The 16,084-nt window shown below is 65.0% G+C and carries 17 protein-coding genes and 1 riboswitch; of the genes, 6 read left to right on the forward strand and 11 right to left on the reverse strand.

The features are described 5' to 3' along the window. Positions 1 to 35: 35 nt before the first annotated feature. Entirely contained in the window at positions 36 to 698 is a 663-nt protein-coding gene (gene metW, locus AC0L3J_RS13145) for a methionine biosynthesis protein MetW (RefSeq protein ID WP_007597293.1), read from the reverse strand. Positions 699 to 711: 13 nt separating this feature from the next. Continuing rightward, positions 712 to 1,911, reverse strand: coding sequence for a homoserine O-acetyltransferase MetX (gene metX / locus AC0L3J_RS13150; protein WP_473347258.1), 1,200 nt, complete (start codon positions 1,909 to 1,911; stop codon positions 712 to 714). A 92-nt stretch (positions 1,912 to 2,003) separates the two neighbouring features. Further along, positions 2,004 to 2,083, reverse strand: a riboswitch (SAM riboswitch). Positions 2,084 to 2,287: 204 nt separating this feature from the next. On the opposite strand from metX, the gene AC0L3J_RS13155 reads away from it, so the two are divergent. Genes AC0L3J_RS13155 through AC0L3J_RS13165 form a run of 3 tightly spaced genes read left to right on the forward strand, consistent with a single transcriptional unit; the run spans position 2,288 to position 5,197 of the window. Then, entirely contained in the window at positions 2,288 to 3,136 is an 849-nt protein-coding gene (locus AC0L3J_RS13155; protein WP_473347259.1) for a chorismate mutase, read from the forward strand. A gap of 34 nt (positions 3,137 to 3,170) precedes the next feature. After that, positions 3,171 to 4,265, forward strand: coding sequence for a histidinol-phosphate transaminase (hisC, locus tag AC0L3J_RS13160; RefSeq protein WP_473347260.1), 1,095 nt, complete (start codon positions 3,171 to 3,173; stop codon positions 4,263 to 4,265). Beyond that, entirely contained in the window at positions 4,262 to 5,197 is a 936-nt protein-coding gene (locus AC0L3J_RS13165; RefSeq protein ID WP_473347261.1) for a prephenate/arogenate dehydrogenase family protein, read from the forward strand. The genes hisC and AC0L3J_RS13165 overlap by 4 nt, the downstream gene beginning before the upstream one ends. A gap of 114 nt (positions 5,198 to 5,311) precedes the next feature. Here AC0L3J_RS13165 and AC0L3J_RS13170 read toward each other — a convergent pair whose 3' ends face one another. From AC0L3J_RS13170 to AC0L3J_RS13190, 5 genes are all read right to left on the reverse strand, one after another. Further along, positions 5,312 to 6,880 (reverse strand): hypothetical protein, encoded by a 1,569-nt coding sequence (locus AC0L3J_RS13170; RefSeq protein WP_473347262.1) that lies wholly within the window; start codon positions 6,878 to 6,880, stop codon positions 5,312 to 5,314. 28 nt (positions 6,881 to 6,908) lie between these two features. Next, positions 6,909 to 7,061 carry a hypothetical protein gene (locus AC0L3J_RS13175; RefSeq protein ID WP_473347263.1) on the reverse strand — a complete coding sequence of 51 codons (153 nt, stop codon included), beginning with the start codon at positions 7,059 to 7,061 and terminating at the stop codon, positions 6,909 to 6,911. 105 nt (positions 7,062 to 7,166) lie between these two features. Then, positions 7,167 to 7,394, reverse strand: coding sequence for a hypothetical protein (locus tag AC0L3J_RS13180; protein WP_456767553.1), 228 nt, complete (start codon positions 7,392 to 7,394; stop codon positions 7,167 to 7,169). A 191-nt stretch (positions 7,395 to 7,585) separates the two neighbouring features. Then, a complete protein-coding gene (locus AC0L3J_RS13185) occupies positions 7,586 to 8,929 on the reverse strand; it encodes a GDSL-type esterase/lipase family protein (RefSeq protein ID WP_473347264.1) in 1,344 nt (447 codons plus the stop codon). Between the two features lie 242 nt (positions 8,930 to 9,171). Further along, positions 9,172 to 10,356 (reverse strand): DUF2125 domain-containing protein, encoded by a 1,185-nt coding sequence (locus tag AC0L3J_RS13190; RefSeq protein WP_473347265.1) that lies wholly within the window; start codon positions 10,354 to 10,356, stop codon positions 9,172 to 9,174. A 110-nt stretch (positions 10,357 to 10,466) separates the two neighbouring features. Here AC0L3J_RS13190 and AC0L3J_RS13195 point away from each other — a divergent pair, with 110 nt between their 5' ends. Next, entirely contained in the window at positions 10,467 to 11,078 is a 612-nt protein-coding gene (locus AC0L3J_RS13195) for a gamma-glutamylcyclotransferase (protein ID WP_473347266.1), read from the forward strand. Here AC0L3J_RS13195 and AC0L3J_RS13200 read toward each other — a convergent pair. The 4 genes from AC0L3J_RS13200 to ftsE form a co-directional block, all read right to left on the reverse strand. Beyond that, positions 11,075 to 11,848, reverse strand: a complete 774-nt coding sequence (locus tag AC0L3J_RS13200) for a lysophospholipid acyltransferase family protein (protein ID WP_473347267.1) — start codon at positions 11,846 to 11,848, stop codon at positions 11,075 to 11,077. The genes AC0L3J_RS13195 and AC0L3J_RS13200 overlap by 4 nt on opposite strands. Before the next feature lie 33 nt (positions 11,849 to 11,881). Next, positions 11,882 to 12,586, reverse strand: a complete 705-nt coding sequence (locus tag AC0L3J_RS13205) for a YdcF family protein (protein WP_473347268.1) — start codon at positions 12,584 to 12,586, stop codon at positions 11,882 to 11,884. A gap of 277 nt (positions 12,587 to 12,863) precedes the next feature. Then, positions 12,864 to 13,832: a cell division protein FtsX gene (locus tag AC0L3J_RS13210; protein ID WP_027514144.1), complete on the reverse strand. Its 969-nt coding sequence runs from the start codon at positions 13,830 to 13,832 to the stop codon at positions 12,864 to 12,866. After that, positions 13,825 to 14,484, reverse strand: a complete 660-nt coding sequence (gene ftsE, locus AC0L3J_RS13215; RefSeq protein WP_008135325.1) for a cell division ATP-binding protein FtsE — start codon at positions 14,482 to 14,484, stop codon at positions 13,825 to 13,827. The genes AC0L3J_RS13210 and ftsE overlap by 8 nt, the downstream gene beginning before the upstream one ends. 189 nt (positions 14,485 to 14,673) lie before the next feature. Here ftsE and AC0L3J_RS13220 point away from each other — a divergent pair, with 189 nt between their 5' ends. Continuing rightward, positions 14,674 to 15,555, forward strand: coding sequence for an MJ0042-type zinc finger domain-containing protein (locus tag AC0L3J_RS13220; protein WP_473347321.1), 882 nt, complete (start codon positions 14,674 to 14,676; stop codon positions 15,553 to 15,555). Between the two features lie 59 nt (positions 15,556 to 15,614). After that, positions 15,615 to 15,989, forward strand: a complete 375-nt coding sequence (locus AC0L3J_RS13225) for a response regulator (RefSeq protein WP_063994095.1) — start codon at positions 15,615 to 15,617, stop codon at positions 15,987 to 15,989. The last annotated feature ends 95 nt before the right edge of the window (positions 15,990 to 16,084 follow it).

A 16,084-nucleotide genomic window follows, 5' to 3' on the forward strand; every position in this document is an offset into this window, starting at 1 on the left:
GATTGCGCTGCGCTCCATCCGGGCTACGGGCGGACCTACTTCCTGCCGCCTCGCGTCAGCAAGAACACGCCCTGCTCGCCGAACAGATTCCACACCCACCAGGGCATCCGCAGACGCAGCGGGCGGCCGTAGAGGTCGAGCGCCTCGGCACGTTCCATCTTGACGTCGATCGCGTCGCAGAGCTCGACGAAATCCTTGATGGTGCAGAAATGGATGTTGGCGGTGTCATACCAGCTTGCCGGCAGGTTCTCCGTGCGCGGCATGTGGCCGCCGATCAGGAGCTGGAGCCGCATCTTCCAGAAGCCGAAATTCGGGAACGACACGATGGCGCGGCGGCCGATGCGCAGCAAATTCTCCAGCACCACTTTCGGCTGCCGCGTTGCCTGCAACGTCTGCGACAGGATCACGTAGTCAAAGGCGTCATCCGGATAATTCACGAGGTCGGTGTCGGCATCGCCCTGCACCACCGCAAGACCCTTGGCGACGCAGCGGTTGACGCCCTCGCGCGACAGCTCGATGCCGCGGCCGTCGATGCCGCGGGTTTCCAGCAGCTGGAGCAGGTCGCCCTCGCCACACCCGACGTCGAGCACTTTCGAGCCCGGCTTGACCATCTCGGCCACCAGCACATGGTCGGCGCGAAAATCGCCGGGCTGCCCGGTCGCAAGGCCGCCGAGCGGCAGCGCTTCCTGTACAGACATGACTAGCCGTCCTTTAAGCTTTCTTGGCGGTGAGCCCGCGCGCCTTGCCTGCCGACTGCAAGAATGCACGGGCGATGTCGAAGAACTCGGGCACGTCGAGCAGGAACGCATCGTGACCGCGATCGGTCTCGATCTCGGCGAACGACACCCGCGCGCTCGACGCGTTCAGCGCGTGCACCAGCGCCCGCGATTCCGAGGTCGGGAACAGCCAGTCGCTGGTGAAGGAGACCACGCAGAACCGGGTCTGGATTCCCGCGAACGCCTTCGCCAGCACGCCGCCATGGTCGCCGGCGATGTCGAAATAGTCCATCGCGCGGGTCAGATAGAGATAGGAGTTGGCGTCGAAGCGTTCGACAAAGGACGAGCCCTGGTAGCGCAGATAGGACTCGACCTGGAAGTCGGCGTCGAACGAGAAGGTCGGCAGCTCGCGGTCCTGCATCCGCCGTCCGAATTTGCGATGCAGCGCGGCGTCGGAGAGATAGGTGATGTGCCCGGCCATGCGGGCGACGGCGAGGCCGCGATGCGGATGGGTGCCGTGATCAACGTAGCGTCCGCCATGCCATTCCGGATCGGCCATCACCGCCTGCCGGCCGAGTTCGTGGAAGGCGATATTCTGCGCCGAATGGCGCGTGCTGCATGCGGTCGGGAGCGCGGAGAAGACGCGATGCGGATAGGCCGCAGTCCATTGCAGCACCTGCATGCCGCCCATCGAGCCTCCGACGACGCAGAGCAGCGTATCGATGCCGAGGCGGTCGAGCAGCATGGCCTGGGCTCGCACCATGTCGGGGATGGTGATGATCGGAAAATCCAGGCCCCACACTTTGCCGGTCGCCGGATTGGTCGACGCGGGGCCGGTCGAGCCCATGCAGCCGCCGATGACGTTCGAGCAGATGATGAAATACTTGTTGGTGTCGAGCGGGCGGCCGGTCCCCACCATGATTTCCCACCAGCCCGGCTTGCCGGTCAGCGGGTGCACATTGGCGACGTGCTGGTCGAGCGTCAGCGCATGGCAGATCAGGATGGCGTTGGACCGCTCGGCATTGAGCTCGCCATAGGTCTGATATGCGATCTGGAACGGGGTGAGATCGACGCCGCAATCAAGCGGCAGCGGCTGGTCGGCACCGAAGCGTGCGACCTGGGAGCTCGGATGATCGACCTCGTGCGAGCGCTCGTCGGCGCTGATCGCGGGACTGGGAATTGACTTGATGCCCATCTCTGACCACTGACTCGTTTGCGATCGGGGGTCCGACCGCGACTGACATCAGGCCATGAAAAACCCGGCCTGAACGATAGGTTCGGCCGGGATCGAAAGGGTCCCCGGCCTGTTTAGCGAGTTTTTTAACGTGGCTGCAAGCCGGCCGGCTCAAATGACCACGGAACGGGTAAAAACTACCGTCTTGGACGGTTTTCGTCAAGTCGCGGCCCAGATCAACCAAATTCGCCTGTCGCGCCACGGGCGGAAAGGGCCCGATTTCCCTTTGCATTTCTCTTTGCTTTCGCAGCCCCGACTGCCTAATCAGGATATCCATCACAGCGGTGACGGCTCGACTGATCCGCAGTGGAACGCCTCTCAACAGCACCTCTCAGACATGTCCCAACGTCCGCCCGCGCCACCATCACTCCAGGAATTGCGCAAGGAGATCGACGCGATCGACGAGGGCATGCATCGCCTGCTGATGCAGCGCGGCGACATCATCGACCGCCTGATCCAGGTGAAGCAGACCCAGGAGGTCGGCTCGGCGTTCCGCCCGGCACGTGAGGCCTCCATGATGCGCGACCTCGTGCAGCGCCATCGCGGGATCCTGCCGCTCGACACGGTCGAGAGCATCTGGCGCGTCATCATCGCGACGTTCACTTATGTCCAGGCGCCGTTCTCGGTCCACGCCGACATCTCGGCGAGCGAGCCGGCCATGCGCGATTCCGCGCGATTCCATTTCGGCTTCACGGTGCCTTACGTCGCGCATTTCAGCGCGCAGGCGGCGGTCGAGGCCGTCGCGAAGTCCAAGGGCGATCTGGCGCTGGTCTCGGCGACCTCGAGCCGCACGCCGTGGTGGCTGTCGCTGGAAGAAGCCGGCGCGCCAAAGATCATCGCGCGGCTGCCCTTCGTCGAGCGCGCCGACCATCCGGCGGCGTTGCCGGTGTTCGCGGTCTCGCGCGTCGCCGACAGCGCCCTGGTGACGGAGGTCGAGACCTTCAGCGTCCGCGTCTCTGGGTGGAATGCGGAGGTCGCGCGCGCCCTGTCGCCGCTCGCCGAGATCGTGGCGGTGCCCGACACCGCCTTCGACGGCGCCGCGCTGCTGGTCTCTGTCACCGCGACGAGCAGCCTCGACAAAATCAAGGCAGCCCTGATCGAAGCGGGAGCCTCGGTGCGCTCCACGGCCCTCGTCGGCAGCCACGCAACGCGCTATACGGTGCCCCCGACCGGGTCGAAATCGTAAGTCGCGAACCGCTTAAGCCAGTCCGGAGTTGAAGATGTCCCGCCCCGTGCCGAATCCCGGCATTCTTGATATTGCGCCCTACACGCCCGGCAAGACTCCGGTGGCAGAGCCCGGCCGCAAGGTGTTCAAGCTTTCGGCCAACGAGACGCCGTTCGGGCCCTCGCCGAAGGCGATCGAGGCGTTCAAGAACGTGGCGGATCATCTGGAAGACTATCCGGAAGGGACCTCGCGCGTGCTGCGCGAAGCGATCGGGCGCACCTTCGGGCTCGACCCCAACCGCATCATCTGCGGCGCCGGCTCGGACGAGATCCTCAACCTGCTCGCCCACACCTATCTCAGCCACGGTGACGAGGCGATCTCGACCACGCACGGCTTCCTGGTCTACCCGATCGCAACCATGGCGGTCGGCGCGAAGAATGTCATCGCGGCCGAGAAGAACCTCACCTGCGATGTCGACGCCATCCTCAAGGCGGTGACGCCGAAGACAAAGCTGGTCTGGCTCGCCAACCCCAACAACCCGACCGGAACCTACGTGCCGTTCGACGAGGTCAAGCGCCTGCGCGCCGGCCTGCCCTCGCACGTGCTGCTGGTGCTGGACGCAGCCTATTGCGACTATGTCTCGCGCAACGATTACGAGATGGGGATCGAGCTGGTGGCGACCACCGAGAACACGGTCGTGACCCACACCTTCTCCAAGATCCATGGTCTCGCGGCACTGCGCATCGGCTGGATGTTCGGCCCCGAGCACATCATCGATGCGGTCAACCGCATCCGCGGTCCCTTCAACGTATCGACGCCGGCGATGTACGCCGCCGTTGCCGCGATCGAGGACACCGCGCACCAGGCCATGTCGAAGCAGTTCACCGAGACCTGGCGCAGCTGGCTCGCCGAGGAGATCGGCAAGCTCGGGCTGAAGGTGACGCCGAGCGTCGCCAATTTCGTGCTGATCCACTTCCCGACCGAGGGCAAGACTTCGGACGCAGCCGACGCCTTCCTCACCAAGCGCGGGCTGGTGCTGCGCGGCTTGAAGAACTACGGCCTGCCGCATTCGCTGCGCATGACCATCGGCACCGAGGAGGCCAACCGCCTCGTCGTCGAGGGCCTGCGCGACTTCATGGCCGGACGATGAGCGCGACCCCGCACTTCCAGCGCGTCGCGCTGATCGGCTTCGGCCTGATCGGCGGCTCGATCGCGCGCGCCGCGAAGCTCCAGGGCCTGGCTTCCGAGATCGTCACCACCGCGCGCTCGGAGAAGACGCGCGCACGCGTGATGGAGCTCGGCATCGTCGATCAGGTCGTGGCGACCAATGCAGAAGCCGTGAAGGACGCCGATCTCGTCATCCTCTGCATTCCCGTCGGCGCCTGCGGGCCGGTGGCGCAGGAGATCGCCGCGCATCTCAAGCCCGGCGCGATCATCTCCGACGTCGGCTCCGTCAAGGGCGCCATCGTCAGGGATATGGCGCCGCATCTGCCGAACGGCATCCATTTCGTGCCGGCGCACCCGGTCGCTGGCACCGAGCACTCGGGTCCGGACTCCGGCTTCGCCGAGCTCTTCATCAACCGCTGGTGCATCCTCACCCCGCCGGAGGGCGTTGATGCGGCTGCCACCGATCGCCTGCGTGCGTTCTGGGCCGCGATGGGCGCCAAGGTCGAAATCATGACGCCGGATCATCATGATCTCGTGCTCGCGATCACCAGCCATCTGCCGCATCTGATCGCCTACACCATCGTCGGCACCGCCGATGAGCTGGCGCAGGTGACGGAGTCCGAGGTCATCAAGTTCTCCGCCGGCGGCTTTCGCGACTTCACGCGCATCGCGGCATCCGATCCGACGATGTGGCGCGACGTCTTCCTCGCCAACAAGGAAGCCGTGCTGGAGATGCTCGGCACTTTCACCGAGGATCTGGCAAAGCTCACCCGCGCGATCCGCCGCGGCGACGGCGAGGCACTGTTCGACCACTTCACCCGCACCCGCGCCATCCGCCGCGGCATCGTCGAAATCGGCCAGGACTCGGCCGCACCCGACTTCGGCCGGCCACACGCGGCGCTGAAAAAGCCGTAGCGCTGAAGTAGCCCGGATGGAGCGCAAGCGTAATCCGGGACCTCCGCCGCTTGAGGCGAGATTCCCGGATTGCGCTTCGCTCCATCCAGGCTACGAGCCCGCGTGGCTCCGTGACTAGAACGGGTAGTACCGGATCTGCGTCATGACGACGTTGTCGTCCGTCCTCGGAGCGCCGCCGACGCCGGCGAACGCGACCCGCTGGGTGTAGGAATATTGCAGGCCGGCTTTGAGCGTACCGAAATTGCCCTGGTAGATGGTGTCGTAGATCCCGGCCGTGATCTGCCGGACCTCCCTGGTGTTGCCGTTGCAGGTCGCGGCGGGCGAGTTCTCGGTCAAGCAGCCGGTGTTGTTGTAGAGCGGATTGCCGTAGCCGAAGGGCACCGTTCCAACATTGGCGAAATTCGCCTTGGCTTTTTCCAGGCCCGCATAGGAATAGACATCGAGACTCGGCGTCGCGTGCCAGATCAGGCCGACGGCGGCCGCCGTGATCGTCAGCGGGAGGATGGTGCCGTCCTGCGCCACTGCCGCATCGGGGAACGGCGTTGCCGTGAAGCGGCCGAGCACGCCGTGCGAGCCATAGAGCTGAAGATCGAGGGTTTTCGGAATCAGCTCGGCGAAGATGTGACCGCCGAAGCTTGCGGTGTCATAGGTGTGATTGGCGTTGTTGAAGCGGTCGAACAGCTGGCGGTAGAGCGCCCACGCCTCGACATGCAACTTATTGGGCCCGAGCCTTGGGTCCCAGGCTGCCTTGACGGTGACGTCGGGCACCTGATTCAGACTGACATTGTTGAGGTTGTTGAAGAAGCTGCCGCCGGGACCGGTCAGGTTGACCTGAAGGTTCGGGTTCAGCACGCCCTGTGGTCCGATGGCGGGTGTGCCGACGGCCGGGACGTTGCCGCCGAAGAACGCTGTCTGGGCATTCTCGACCGAGGCAGCCAGCTTGAACTCCGGTCCGATTTCCTGCCAGACGCGCAGCCCGGGCTGCCGTGCCGCAAGAAATCCCGGAACGGATTCGAAGTCGATCACGCCGGGCGCGTCGACGCCACGAGGATCGATGCCGGACTTGGTCGGCGCGTTGAGCGACCAGGATTGCCCGGCAAGGAAGTGAAGACCGAGATCGCTGCGGTCCAGTTCCAGGCTAAGCTGCCGCATGCGCGGATTGAACGAGTTGGTCGCAACCGAGCTCGCCGTCTGAGCCGCACCTTCGAAATCGATCTCGCCATAACCCGCGAGGTGCGTGTCGGCATCGGCATTGCCTTCCGCCAAGACCGAGAACCTGCTCTGGCGCGCGGAGAAGCGTGTTTCCGGGATGTTGAAGTTGCGGCTCTGCTGATAGGGGATGAAGTTGTAGACCGAGCCGGTATCGGAGGCGAGATTGCGCGAGCGGTAGATGCCGGTGAGATCGACCCAGCCACCGAAGGTCAACGTCACCCCCTTGTAGCAGACCTTGCCGGCCGCACATGGATCGGCGGCGAGCGCCTTATAGCTTGCAGGTAACTGAACGGTTTTCGCCTGCGCTTCAACCTGTCGCGTCTTGCGCGCCTCGGAGTCCACACGCTGCTGGAGCTCCTTCAGTTTCGCCTTCAGCGACTGGATTTCGGTTGTGACATTGTCGTCGGCACGCGCCTGCCCTGAACAGGCAGCGAGAATACCCAGCATCAGCCCGCAATTGATGATCCGCACTTGAAGCTTCCTCCATTTGGGAAGCGGATTAGGTTCCGCGCGCCGTCTCCGGCGCATGCATGCTTCCCTGGTGTGGAGTGATTTGAATGCGGCTGCGGTTATTCGCGGCGCCGGGCATCTTCTGCATCACTTTTTCCTGACGATCCTGTTCGGAATATTTTCGTTGGCTGCCGATCCGCACGCGCGATTGTCGTGATTGTCCAAGGCAACTTTCAAGGCAACGCGCATCGGGCCCGGCCGGGACATGACCGGGCCCAGTTCACGACGGGCAAGTGGTGGATGGCGGCTATTTGCCCTTGGTCGCGCGCATCACCGTTGGGCGCGGTGATTTCGGCGAGGGGACGAATGCCATCGTCTCCCGCGTCGTGGGATTCGAGATGTTGCGATCACCGTTCGGATACATCGAGGCGTATGCGGCCGGCTCCTGCGACTGCCATTGCCACTGCGCGAAGGCGGGCGTCGCGATCGCGGCCGAGATGGCGACGACGGCAACGAACAGTTTGGACTTCATCATGATTATCTCTCCTGCCTGAGCGGACCGCATCATCGTGCGGCCGACATGGAGAGAGAGCGGAGTTTGCGGCTCCGCATTCCCGGCGGGTCATCACGATCCGGCGAAGCGGCCGTGAGTTCAGCTCGTAACGCGGATGGAGGAGTTACGACAACTGAGGGCGGCGAATGGAGAGAGGCGACTCTGAATTCATCCTACTGCTTCGCGCTGCGACCAAACTTTGCCGGCTTGAACAGATCGAGGTCGATGGCCTGTCCCATCGCCAGATATCCGGTGCGGTTGGGATGAAGCTTGTCGCCGGCGCCGCCAGTCGTGCTTTCGGGAACGAACTCCGGCTTGAGACCACCCGAGGCCGGATCGAGCGTCGCCCGATCAAAATCGATCACACCGTCGAATGTCCCCGAGCTACGGATGAATTCGTTGAGCGCCTTGCGCTTGTCATCCTGCTCGGGAAAACCATGGGCCGCGCTGGTGCTGCCCAATGCCGAAACGACGGTGGCGCCGATGATCCGGGCTTGCGGCCATTTCGCACGTAGTTTCGCGACGCCGTCCTTCATCGCGGCGATGACCTGGTCGGCGGTAAAATTGCCGTTCTTGCTGAAATCGTTGATGCCCTCCAGCCAGATCAGGCTCGATATGCCGGACAGCGACAGCACGTCGCGCTCGAGCCGCTGGCCCGAAGCGGGGCCGCCTGCGTACGGTTTGTCGGGACTATATTCGGCGGGGCCTGCGATTTGGTTGCCACCGATGCCGCCATTCACGACGGCGACCTTGTTGCCGTAGACCGCCTTCAGGCGACGCGACAGCACGTTGGGCCAGCGATCGTCGCCATTCATGGTTGAGGCGGTCCCGTCGGTAATCGAATCGCCAAACGCCATGATGGCGAAGGCATCGGCAGGCGCAGTCATCTCGATGGCATCGAGAAAGAACCACGACGCAGTCGCATAGGGGAAGGAAGCCTCGTCTTCGAGGGCGCCCTTCGCGCCGGCGCCGGGCGCACTGACATAGGAGGTGGTCAGCGCTTTGGCGTGCCAGGTCATCGGACCGCTCTGGCCGGCGACATGAAAACTGACCGCAAGCCGGCGGCCGGCGAGGTCATCAGGCCGCTTTGCAAACGGCGGCGCGATCGCATCGCTCCAGACCGAATTTCCCGGTGACACCGTAACGGAAGCCGTGCCGGCAAACGTAACCGGAGTGTTGGAGCCGCGGATCAACGCGGCACTGCCCGACTGCAGGCCGACGTAAACGCCGTCAAACGTGACGGGTTTGGTGCCGAAGGCGTTGCTGAGCCGGATGCGGGCCTGACGGCCCCAGATATCCGGCCGAACGATCAGGCGAAAGGTCTGGTCCCGCGCACCGGCCGCAGGCTCGGGAAACGCGAATTTCTGTTCGGGCTGGGCAGACGGATTGCCGACGGGGTATGGGCCCTGAACCGCGCCCGTCCAGGACACCACCCAATGTTCGCCATCCTTGGCGGTTGCGGTCTGAAGCGAGGCGACGAGCAGCGATGCTGCCACGAGACAATTCAACGCGTGCATTGTTTCCCCCGAACCCCCAAATAATTTGGGCGCGACCTTAGAGCCGTCAGTTGGCCTTCAATAGGGCGGCAGAACGCTACCTGTCCAGCCGCAACTGACACACTCCTCGCCCGACGCCGGATAGGACCTCGCAGGTTGCGTCACCGGCGCCGACAAGACACCCTTCGGAAGCGATCTGTTCACAGCTTCAAACGCGTCAGGCGGACCAAGCTGTCCGACCGGCAGATTTATGAATTCACGACCTAATACAGCGGCGGGATCTGGCCGACCTTGACCGGGCCGAGCAGCACGGCGCCGTCGACGAATTTCAGCGGGAAGCTGCGAGCCTTCTTGCCTTCCAGCGTGCTCTCGGTCCCGATCGAGTTGATGCCGGCTGCCACGCCGGCATTGGCATTCTGCTTGATGACCTTGCCGAGGCCGGGAACGGCACGGTCGAGCGCACCGAACAGATTGTTGAGGTCCTGCGACTTCACGCCGGGCGCAACGCGATCGAGGGTTGCCTGCGGCACCCCCTCCTCCAGCATCTTCTCGATGCCGAGCGCGGGGATCACGCGCTCGAGGCCCGTCACCGTCATCTGCAATTCGCCGTCGAGACGGCCGTTAGCCGAGAGCCCGAGCGTGCCGGCCGCAACCGCGATCATCTCGCCCTGCTGGATCCGGGACTGCACGATCTCGATATGGCCGCCGGCGGCCTGGATCTCGCGGAAGCGCTGCGGCCACGGCTTTGGCGTGAGGTCGGACAGTCCGGTGATCTTCGCCCGGGTGTCGGCCTCGAACGGCTCGGCGAGCAGCGGATGAACACCCTGAATGCTGCCCTGCGCGATCTGGAGCACGGTCTCGATCACGGGATGATCGGACGGCGATCCATCCGCGAGGCGTCCATGCAGCTCGACCTGTTTCGCGCGCGCGAGCGGCACCTGCACGCTGCCGTCGACACGATTGACGGTCGGCTCCTCGAACACGATCGAGGCGCGCTCCGGCACGGCGGGCAGGCCGACCACGCTGCTGCGACCCTTGCTCCAGTTCACCACGAAGGTGCTTTGCGTGACGCCGTCAGTGAGCGTCGCGGGTGCGGTGAATTCGGCGATGACGCGCTTGGGGTCGTAGACCTGGGCGACGACCAGGATGTTGTCGAGCTTCGCCGTGAACGGCGTCTTGCTGGCATTCTGCGACACCAGGGCGACGCTGGCGCCCGAACACTGGACCTCGAAGCGAAAGGGGAAGCCCGCGATCGAGCGCTTGGCGCAATCATAGATGCGGCCGGATTTGGCCTCCTGCGCGCGCCAGGCATCGGCGGCGATTTCGGCCTGCGACGCCGCATAGAACCAGAAGCCGCTCCACGCCACCGCGAGGATCAGGAGGATGACAGGGGCAATGAAAAGGCCCCAGCGGGAGCGCCGGCGTGCGGCAACGGTCATATCGGACATGCGGCGACCCTTTGACCCCTGATTTTGTCAAATGTAAGCGAGGTTGGCTTGCTCCGAAAGGCGGAGAATTCGCTTCGCTTGGGAGCGCGGTTCTGGTAGCCGTGCCCGAAATGTCGGAAATCACCCTCCCCTCCGTCACCACTGCCAAGGGCGACCTCTGGGTGTTCGGCTACGGCTCGCTGATGTGGCGGCCGGGCTTCGAATTCGAGGAGCGCGTCCCGGCGCGGCTGGTCGGCGAGCATCGCGCGCTCTGTGTCTATTCCTTCGTCCACCGTGGCACGCCGGAGAAGCCGGGTCTGGTTCTCGGCCTCGACCGCGGCGGCGCCTGCCGCGGCATCGCCTTCCGCGTCGCCGAAAAGAACCGCGCCGACGTCGTCGCCTATTTGCGCGCGCGCGAGCAGGTGACGTCGGTCTATCGCGAGGTCATGCGCTCGGTGTGGCTGGAGAACGACTCGCGGCAGCGCGTCTCCGCGCTCGCCTATGTCGTCGACCGCGGCCATGTGCAATATGCCGGCCGGCTGTCGCTCACCGACCAGCATCGCCACGTGCTCCAGGGCCACGGCCAGTCCGGCGCCAATCGCGACTACGTGACCGCGACGGTGAAGGCGATCGAGGCCGAAGGTTTTCGCGATGCGCCGCTGCATCAGCTTGCCATGATGCTGCATGGTGATGCGCATTCTCCGCACGCCCCGGCTGCGGTGGACGATCGGGAAAACCGCTAGCTCTCCGACGGCGCATAGCTCGGCGCCGAGCCGATCAGCTGCTCCTGCTCCTTGCGGCCCGCTTCCACGAGGCGGCCGGTCGCGTCTTCGATCACCGTTTGCACACGGGAGAGAAACTCGTCCTTGGGCAAGCCCGGCGGCAGCGGATCGAGGAATTCCACCACCAGCGTGCCGGGATAGCGCATGAAGGTGCGGCGCGGCCAGAACAGGCCGGAATTGAGCGCGATCGGCAGGCACTGCGCACCGCAGGACGAATAGATCTGCGCAAAGCCGCTCTTGTAGTCCGGTGGCGCGCCCGGAGCGCGGCGCGTGCCTTCGGGAAAGATCACGAGCTGCCCGCCGCTGCGCACCGCCTCCCGCGCCCGCCGCGTCATGTCCAGCAGCGCCTTGACGCCGGCGTTGCGGTCGATCGCGATCATCCCGGTCTTGACCAGGAATTGACCGAACACCGGGATCTGCATGAGCTGACGCTTGAGGATGAAGATCGGACGGTCGAAGAAGCCCGGCAAGACGAACGTCTCCCAGAACGACTGGTGCTTCGCCACGACGACCAATGGTCCCGCCGGAATCTTTTCGAGGCCGCGGAATTCCACCTTGATGTTGCAGACAGCCCGCATCAGAAACAGCGTCGCCTTCGCCCACCATTGCGCGACCGTGAGCATGGCGCGCGGCGGCAATGCGAAGGTCGGCAGCGCCACGATCGCGAGGCACACCAGCACGGTGTAGAACAGCACGTTGAACACGAGCGATCGCAGGAAAATCAAGAACATCGAGGATCCGATCAATTGCCGATCAGTTGCCGATCAATTGGCCTGTGCGGTGGCGGGCCGCTTCGGCTGCAGCCCGGAAGGCTGCTCCGACATCTCGGGCGAAAGGTCAATCCCGAAATCCTCCAGCCGCACCCTGACCTCGGCCGCGATGTACTTGACATATTCCGACAGCAGCAGCCGCAAGGTGGACGCAGAGGTCCACCACGGCTCCTCGCGCCATTTGTCGCCGACCACCACGAACGGGATCAGTGTCGTCTCCGGCATCGCATGCGAGAATTCCACCAGCGCGCGCGGCATGTGATAGTTCGAGGTCACCACGATCAGCGATTTGAAGCCGCGTCCCGCGGCCCAGCGCCGCGCTTCCGCGGCATTGCCGCGGGTCGAGACCGCCGTGCGGTCGAGATCGACGCAGCAACGCATGAAGGACTGATTCTCCGGCAACGTCCGGGAGATGTCGCTCGCCGTCGAGGTCGGGTGCACACCGGAGATCAGGAGCCTCCTGCCGTAACCGGCAGCGAGCAGCTCCATCGCATCCGACACCCGCGAGGAGCCGCCGGTCAGAACCACGATGCCGTCCGCCCTGCGGTCCGGCGCGATCTCGGCGCCGCGCAATTGCGACAGAAACGCGATGAAGCCCGCAGCCGCGCCGACGAAGGCGAGCGCAATCGTCGACATGACGGCCGCGCGCAGCCAGCCGCGCGGCAGTTTCGGCGATCGATCGTCGGTCGGCGCGGTCATGTGATGTCGGTGATCCCTTCCCAGAGGTGATTTTAGGACGTTTTGAGGCGAAGTGGAGTCCGGTTTGTCAGCCTCAAACTATGTGGCGGAGCACTGGGGCCGCGAACCAGATTTCCCCTCTCCCCTTGTGGGAGAGGGTGGCTCGCCGCGATAGCGGCGAGACGGGTGAGGGGTATGTCTCCGCGAACTCGCCTCGACGTTCGTGCACGTGGATAGAACCCCTCATCCGGCGCTTCGCGCCACCTTCTCCCACAAGGGGAGAAGGAAGAAAACCATCTCAATCGACATCATTCAGCGTCGCGAACAGCGTCTGGCGCGAGGCGACCGCGGTGATGGCGCCGATCAGCACGGCCTGCACCGCGAGCACGATGTAGCCGGACGGCCGCAGCGAGAAAGTCCCGAGCAGCGCGGCGAACTGGTCGCCGACGGGGGTGCCGGAAAACCAGCCTGCAATCGACTCGGAGAAGCCGAACACCAGCATGGCGGCGCCGCCGCCGATCACGCCGCCCTCCAGCCCCAGCCTGAGGAAATGACGCAGGAAGCGGTTGGCGATATAGCGGTCGCCCGCGCCGACGAAATGCAGCACCTCGACGATCGGACGGTTCGCCGCCATGGCGCCCCGGGTCGCGAACGATACCGAGATGATGGTGGCGACGATGACGAGCGCGAGGATGCCGAGACCGGCGAGCACGGTCGCGTTGGTCATCGAGCGCATACGCTCGATCCAGGCGCGGTGATCGTCGACGCTGGCGCTTGGCGCCACCTGGGTCACGCGGGCGCGCAAGGCGCCGAGATCGAGCGCCGTGCCGGGCTGCACGCGCGCGATGATCATGCGCGGCACCGGCAGATCGTCCATCGACAGCCCGGTGCCGAGCCAGGGCTCGAGCAGCTTGCCGCTCTCGTCCTTCGTGAACGGCTTGACCTCGACGATGCCGGCTTGCGCGCGCATGGCCTCGGTCACCGCCGCGGTGTCGCGCTCGAGATCGCGGCCCGTCTGCGGGCGGACCTGGATGGTGATTTCGCTCGCGACATCCGACTGCCATTCAGCGGCGGAGGCGCTCACCAGCAGCACCGTGCCGGTCGTCATCGACGCCAGGAAGGTCATGATGGCGACGACGGCGACGAGCGCGCGGCCGTGGATCGAGGCGCGCGGCACGATCGGCGACATGTTGCGCGCTCGGGCCGGAAGCGGCGGCCCCTCCTGCCCGAGATCGACCAGCACGCCGCGCTCGTCGGGCCTACTCATAGACGTGCAGCCGTCCCTGGTGCAGCACGAAGCGTCGCGCCTCGTACTGGTCCATCAGGGCGATATCGTGGGTGGCGATGATGACGGCGGTACCTGACTTGTTGAGCTCGATGAACAGCCGCAGCAGGCGGCGGCCGAGCGTCGGATCGACGCTGCCGGTCGGCTCGTCGGCCAGCAGCAGCTGCGGCCGGGAGATCACGGCGCGCGCGATCGCCGCGCGCTGCTTCTCGCCGCCAGACAGGATCGGCGGCAGCGCGTCCATGCGTTCGCCGAGCCCGACCCATTTCAGGAGATCGATGACCTCCTTGCGGTAGCTCGATTCGCTGCGACCCATGACGCGGAATGGCAGCGCGACGTTCTCATAGGTCGTCATGTGGTCGAGCAGGCGGAAATCCTGGAGCACGATGCCGATGCGCTTGCGCAAGTCTGCGATCTCGTCCTTGCCCAGTTGCGAGATGTCGTGACCGAACAAATTGACGAGGCCCCGCGTCGGGCGATGCGACAGGAACAACAGGCGCAGCAACGAGGTCTTGCCGGCGCCGGACGGGCCGGTGAGAAACTGGAAGGAATGCGCCGGAATCTGGAAGTTGAGGTCGCGCAGGACCTCTGGCCCCAGGCCGTAACGCAATCCGACATTTTCGAACCGAACCAAGCTCAGCTCCGTTCGAGAGAGGCCGCGGGCCGCACGGCTGTGCCGCCACACGCGATCAGCGGGTTTTGCGGCCGTTATGGTTTCCGGTTCGTTAACGGTCGTCCTGTAGCATAATTGGTAGCATCTTTCCCGCTCGGTTCTCCGCGACCGTGTCACCGTCACGACTTGGCCATGCATCAGGGCTCGTCCATGCATATCGTCTGCCCTCATTGTACGACATCCTACGCCATCAAGCCCACGAGCCTTGGGACGAACGGCCGGACCGTGCGCTGTTCCCGTTGCAAGGAAACCTGGGTCGCCCATGCCGAGGATGCCATTCAGGAGGCATCTGTCCCGGCCATGGCCGCGGCCAGCCGGGCCGACGACCAGTCCGATCTCGCCGAGCAGTGGAACTCCTATGCCCAGGACGACGGCGCCGCTGACGCGCCTGTCGTTGACAGCCCCTCGATCGCCAGTGACTGGCCGGACCAGGAAACCACCGACACCGAGGACGAATGGTCCGCGGCCGCCCGGTCCGTCGAGGAGGAAGTCGTCGGCGAGCAGCACCAGTCATGGTTCCGTGGCCTGTTCGGCAGTCGCCGCGGCGCCCGAGTGCGCCGTCCGGTGGCCACCGCGGCCCCGCGAAAATCCCATTTCGGCCTGCCAACCGCTTGCGCCGCCATGGGCGCGCTGGTGCTGGCGTTGGTGATCTGGCGCGGCGACATGGTGCGGCTGTTGCCGCAGACGGCCGCCTTCTACAGGATGGTCGGCCTTGAAGTTAACCTGCGCGCACTGGCCTTCAAGGACGTCAAGCTCTCCAGCGAGACCGTGGACGGTAAGCAGGTGCTGGTGATTGAGGGGGTGATCGTGGGCCAGGGCAAGAAGCCGCTCGACATTCCCCGGCTGCGCTTCGCGGTGCGCGATGCGCAAGGCGCGGAAATCTACGCCTGGAACGCGGTTCTGGAACAGACCGTGCTACAGCCCGGCGAGCGCGCCTTCTTCCGCTCGCGCCTGGCCTCGCCGCCGCCGGAGGGCCGCAATATCGACGTTCGCTTCTTCAACCGGCGCGACATCGCCGGCGGCAGCGTATAATCGATTTCGAAGGTCTCGCAGGCAAAGTTGGTGGCGAGATTGATCCCGAGGTTCGTCTCATGTCCAAGATCCTGATCGCCGACGACGAGGATTCGATGCGCCAGCTGGTGGCGCGCGCCATCGCCATGGACGGGCACGAAATCGTCACCGCGCAAGACGGCGCCGAGGCGCTGGAGATCCTCACGCGCGCGGACGGCGGGTTCGACCTGCTGCTCACCGATATCCAGATGCCGGTGATGGACGGCATCGCGCTGGCGCTTTCCGTCGCACGCGATTTCCCCGACTTGACCATTCTGCTGATGACCGGCTTTGCCGACCAGCGCGAGCGCGCCTCGAACCTCAATGCGCTGGTGCATGACGTCGTGACCAAGCCGTTCTCGGTCGCCGACATTCGCACGGCGGTGGCGGATGCGCTGGCGGCGAAGAAGGGGTAGCAGCGTCGGGTTCGTAGCTTGTAGCCCGCATGAGCGCAGCGACATGCGGGACCGGCGGCCCCGGAAATCGCTTCGCTCATCCGGGCTACGCGACC

The sequence above is a fragment of the Bradyrhizobium sp. Kon37 genome, from assembly GCF_055807535.1.

Excerpts from the sequence above, each read along its gene's own strand:
- metW (WP_007597293.1), bottom strand. The coding sequence starts at position 698 with ATGTCTGTACAGGAAGCGCTGCCGCTCGGCGGCCTTGCGACCGGGCAG.
- metX (WP_473347258.1), bottom strand. The coding sequence starts at position 1,911 with ATGGGCATCAAGTCAATTCCCAGTCCCGCGATCAGCGCCGACGAGCGC.
- AC0L3J_RS13155 (WP_473347259.1), top strand. The coding sequence starts at position 2,288 with ATGTCCCAACGTCCGCCCGCGCCACCATCACTCCAGGAATTGCGCAAG.
- hisC (WP_473347260.1), top strand. The coding sequence starts at position 3,171 with ATGTCCCGCCCCGTGCCGAATCCCGGCATTCTTGATATTGCGCCCTAC.
- AC0L3J_RS13165 (WP_473347261.1), top strand. The coding sequence starts at position 4,262 with ATGAGCGCGACCCCGCACTTCCAGCGCGTCGCGCTGATCGGCTTCGGC.
- AC0L3J_RS13180 (WP_456767553.1), bottom strand. The coding sequence starts at position 7,394 with ATGATGAAGTCCAAACTGTTCGTTGCCGTCGTCGCCATCTCGGCCGCG.
- AC0L3J_RS13185 (WP_473347264.1), bottom strand. The coding sequence starts at position 8,929 with ATGCACGCGTTGAATTGTCTCGTGGCAGCATCGCTGCTCGTCGCCTCG.
- AC0L3J_RS13190 (WP_473347265.1), bottom strand. The coding sequence starts at position 10,356 with ATGTCCGATATGACCGTTGCCGCACGCCGGCGCTCCCGCTGGGGCCTT.
- AC0L3J_RS13195 (WP_473347266.1), top strand. The coding sequence starts at position 10,467 with ATGTCGGAAATCACCCTCCCCTCCGTCACCACTGCCAAGGGCGACCTC.
- AC0L3J_RS13200 (WP_473347267.1), bottom strand. The coding sequence starts at position 11,848 with ATGTTCTTGATTTTCCTGCGATCGCTCGTGTTCAACGTGCTGTTCTAC.
- AC0L3J_RS13205 (WP_473347268.1), bottom strand. The coding sequence starts at position 12,586 with ATGACCGCGCCGACCGACGATCGATCGCCGAAACTGCCGCGCGGCTGG.
- AC0L3J_RS13210 (WP_027514144.1), bottom strand. The coding sequence starts at position 13,832 with ATGAGTAGGCCCGACGAGCGCGGCGTGCTGGTCGATCTCGGGCAGGAG.
- AC0L3J_RS13220 (WP_473347321.1), top strand. The coding sequence starts at position 14,674 with ATGCATATCGTCTGCCCTCATTGTACGACATCCTACGCCATCAAGCCC.
- AC0L3J_RS13225 (WP_063994095.1), top strand. The coding sequence starts at position 15,615 with ATGTCCAAGATCCTGATCGCCGACGACGAGGATTCGATGCGCCAGCTG.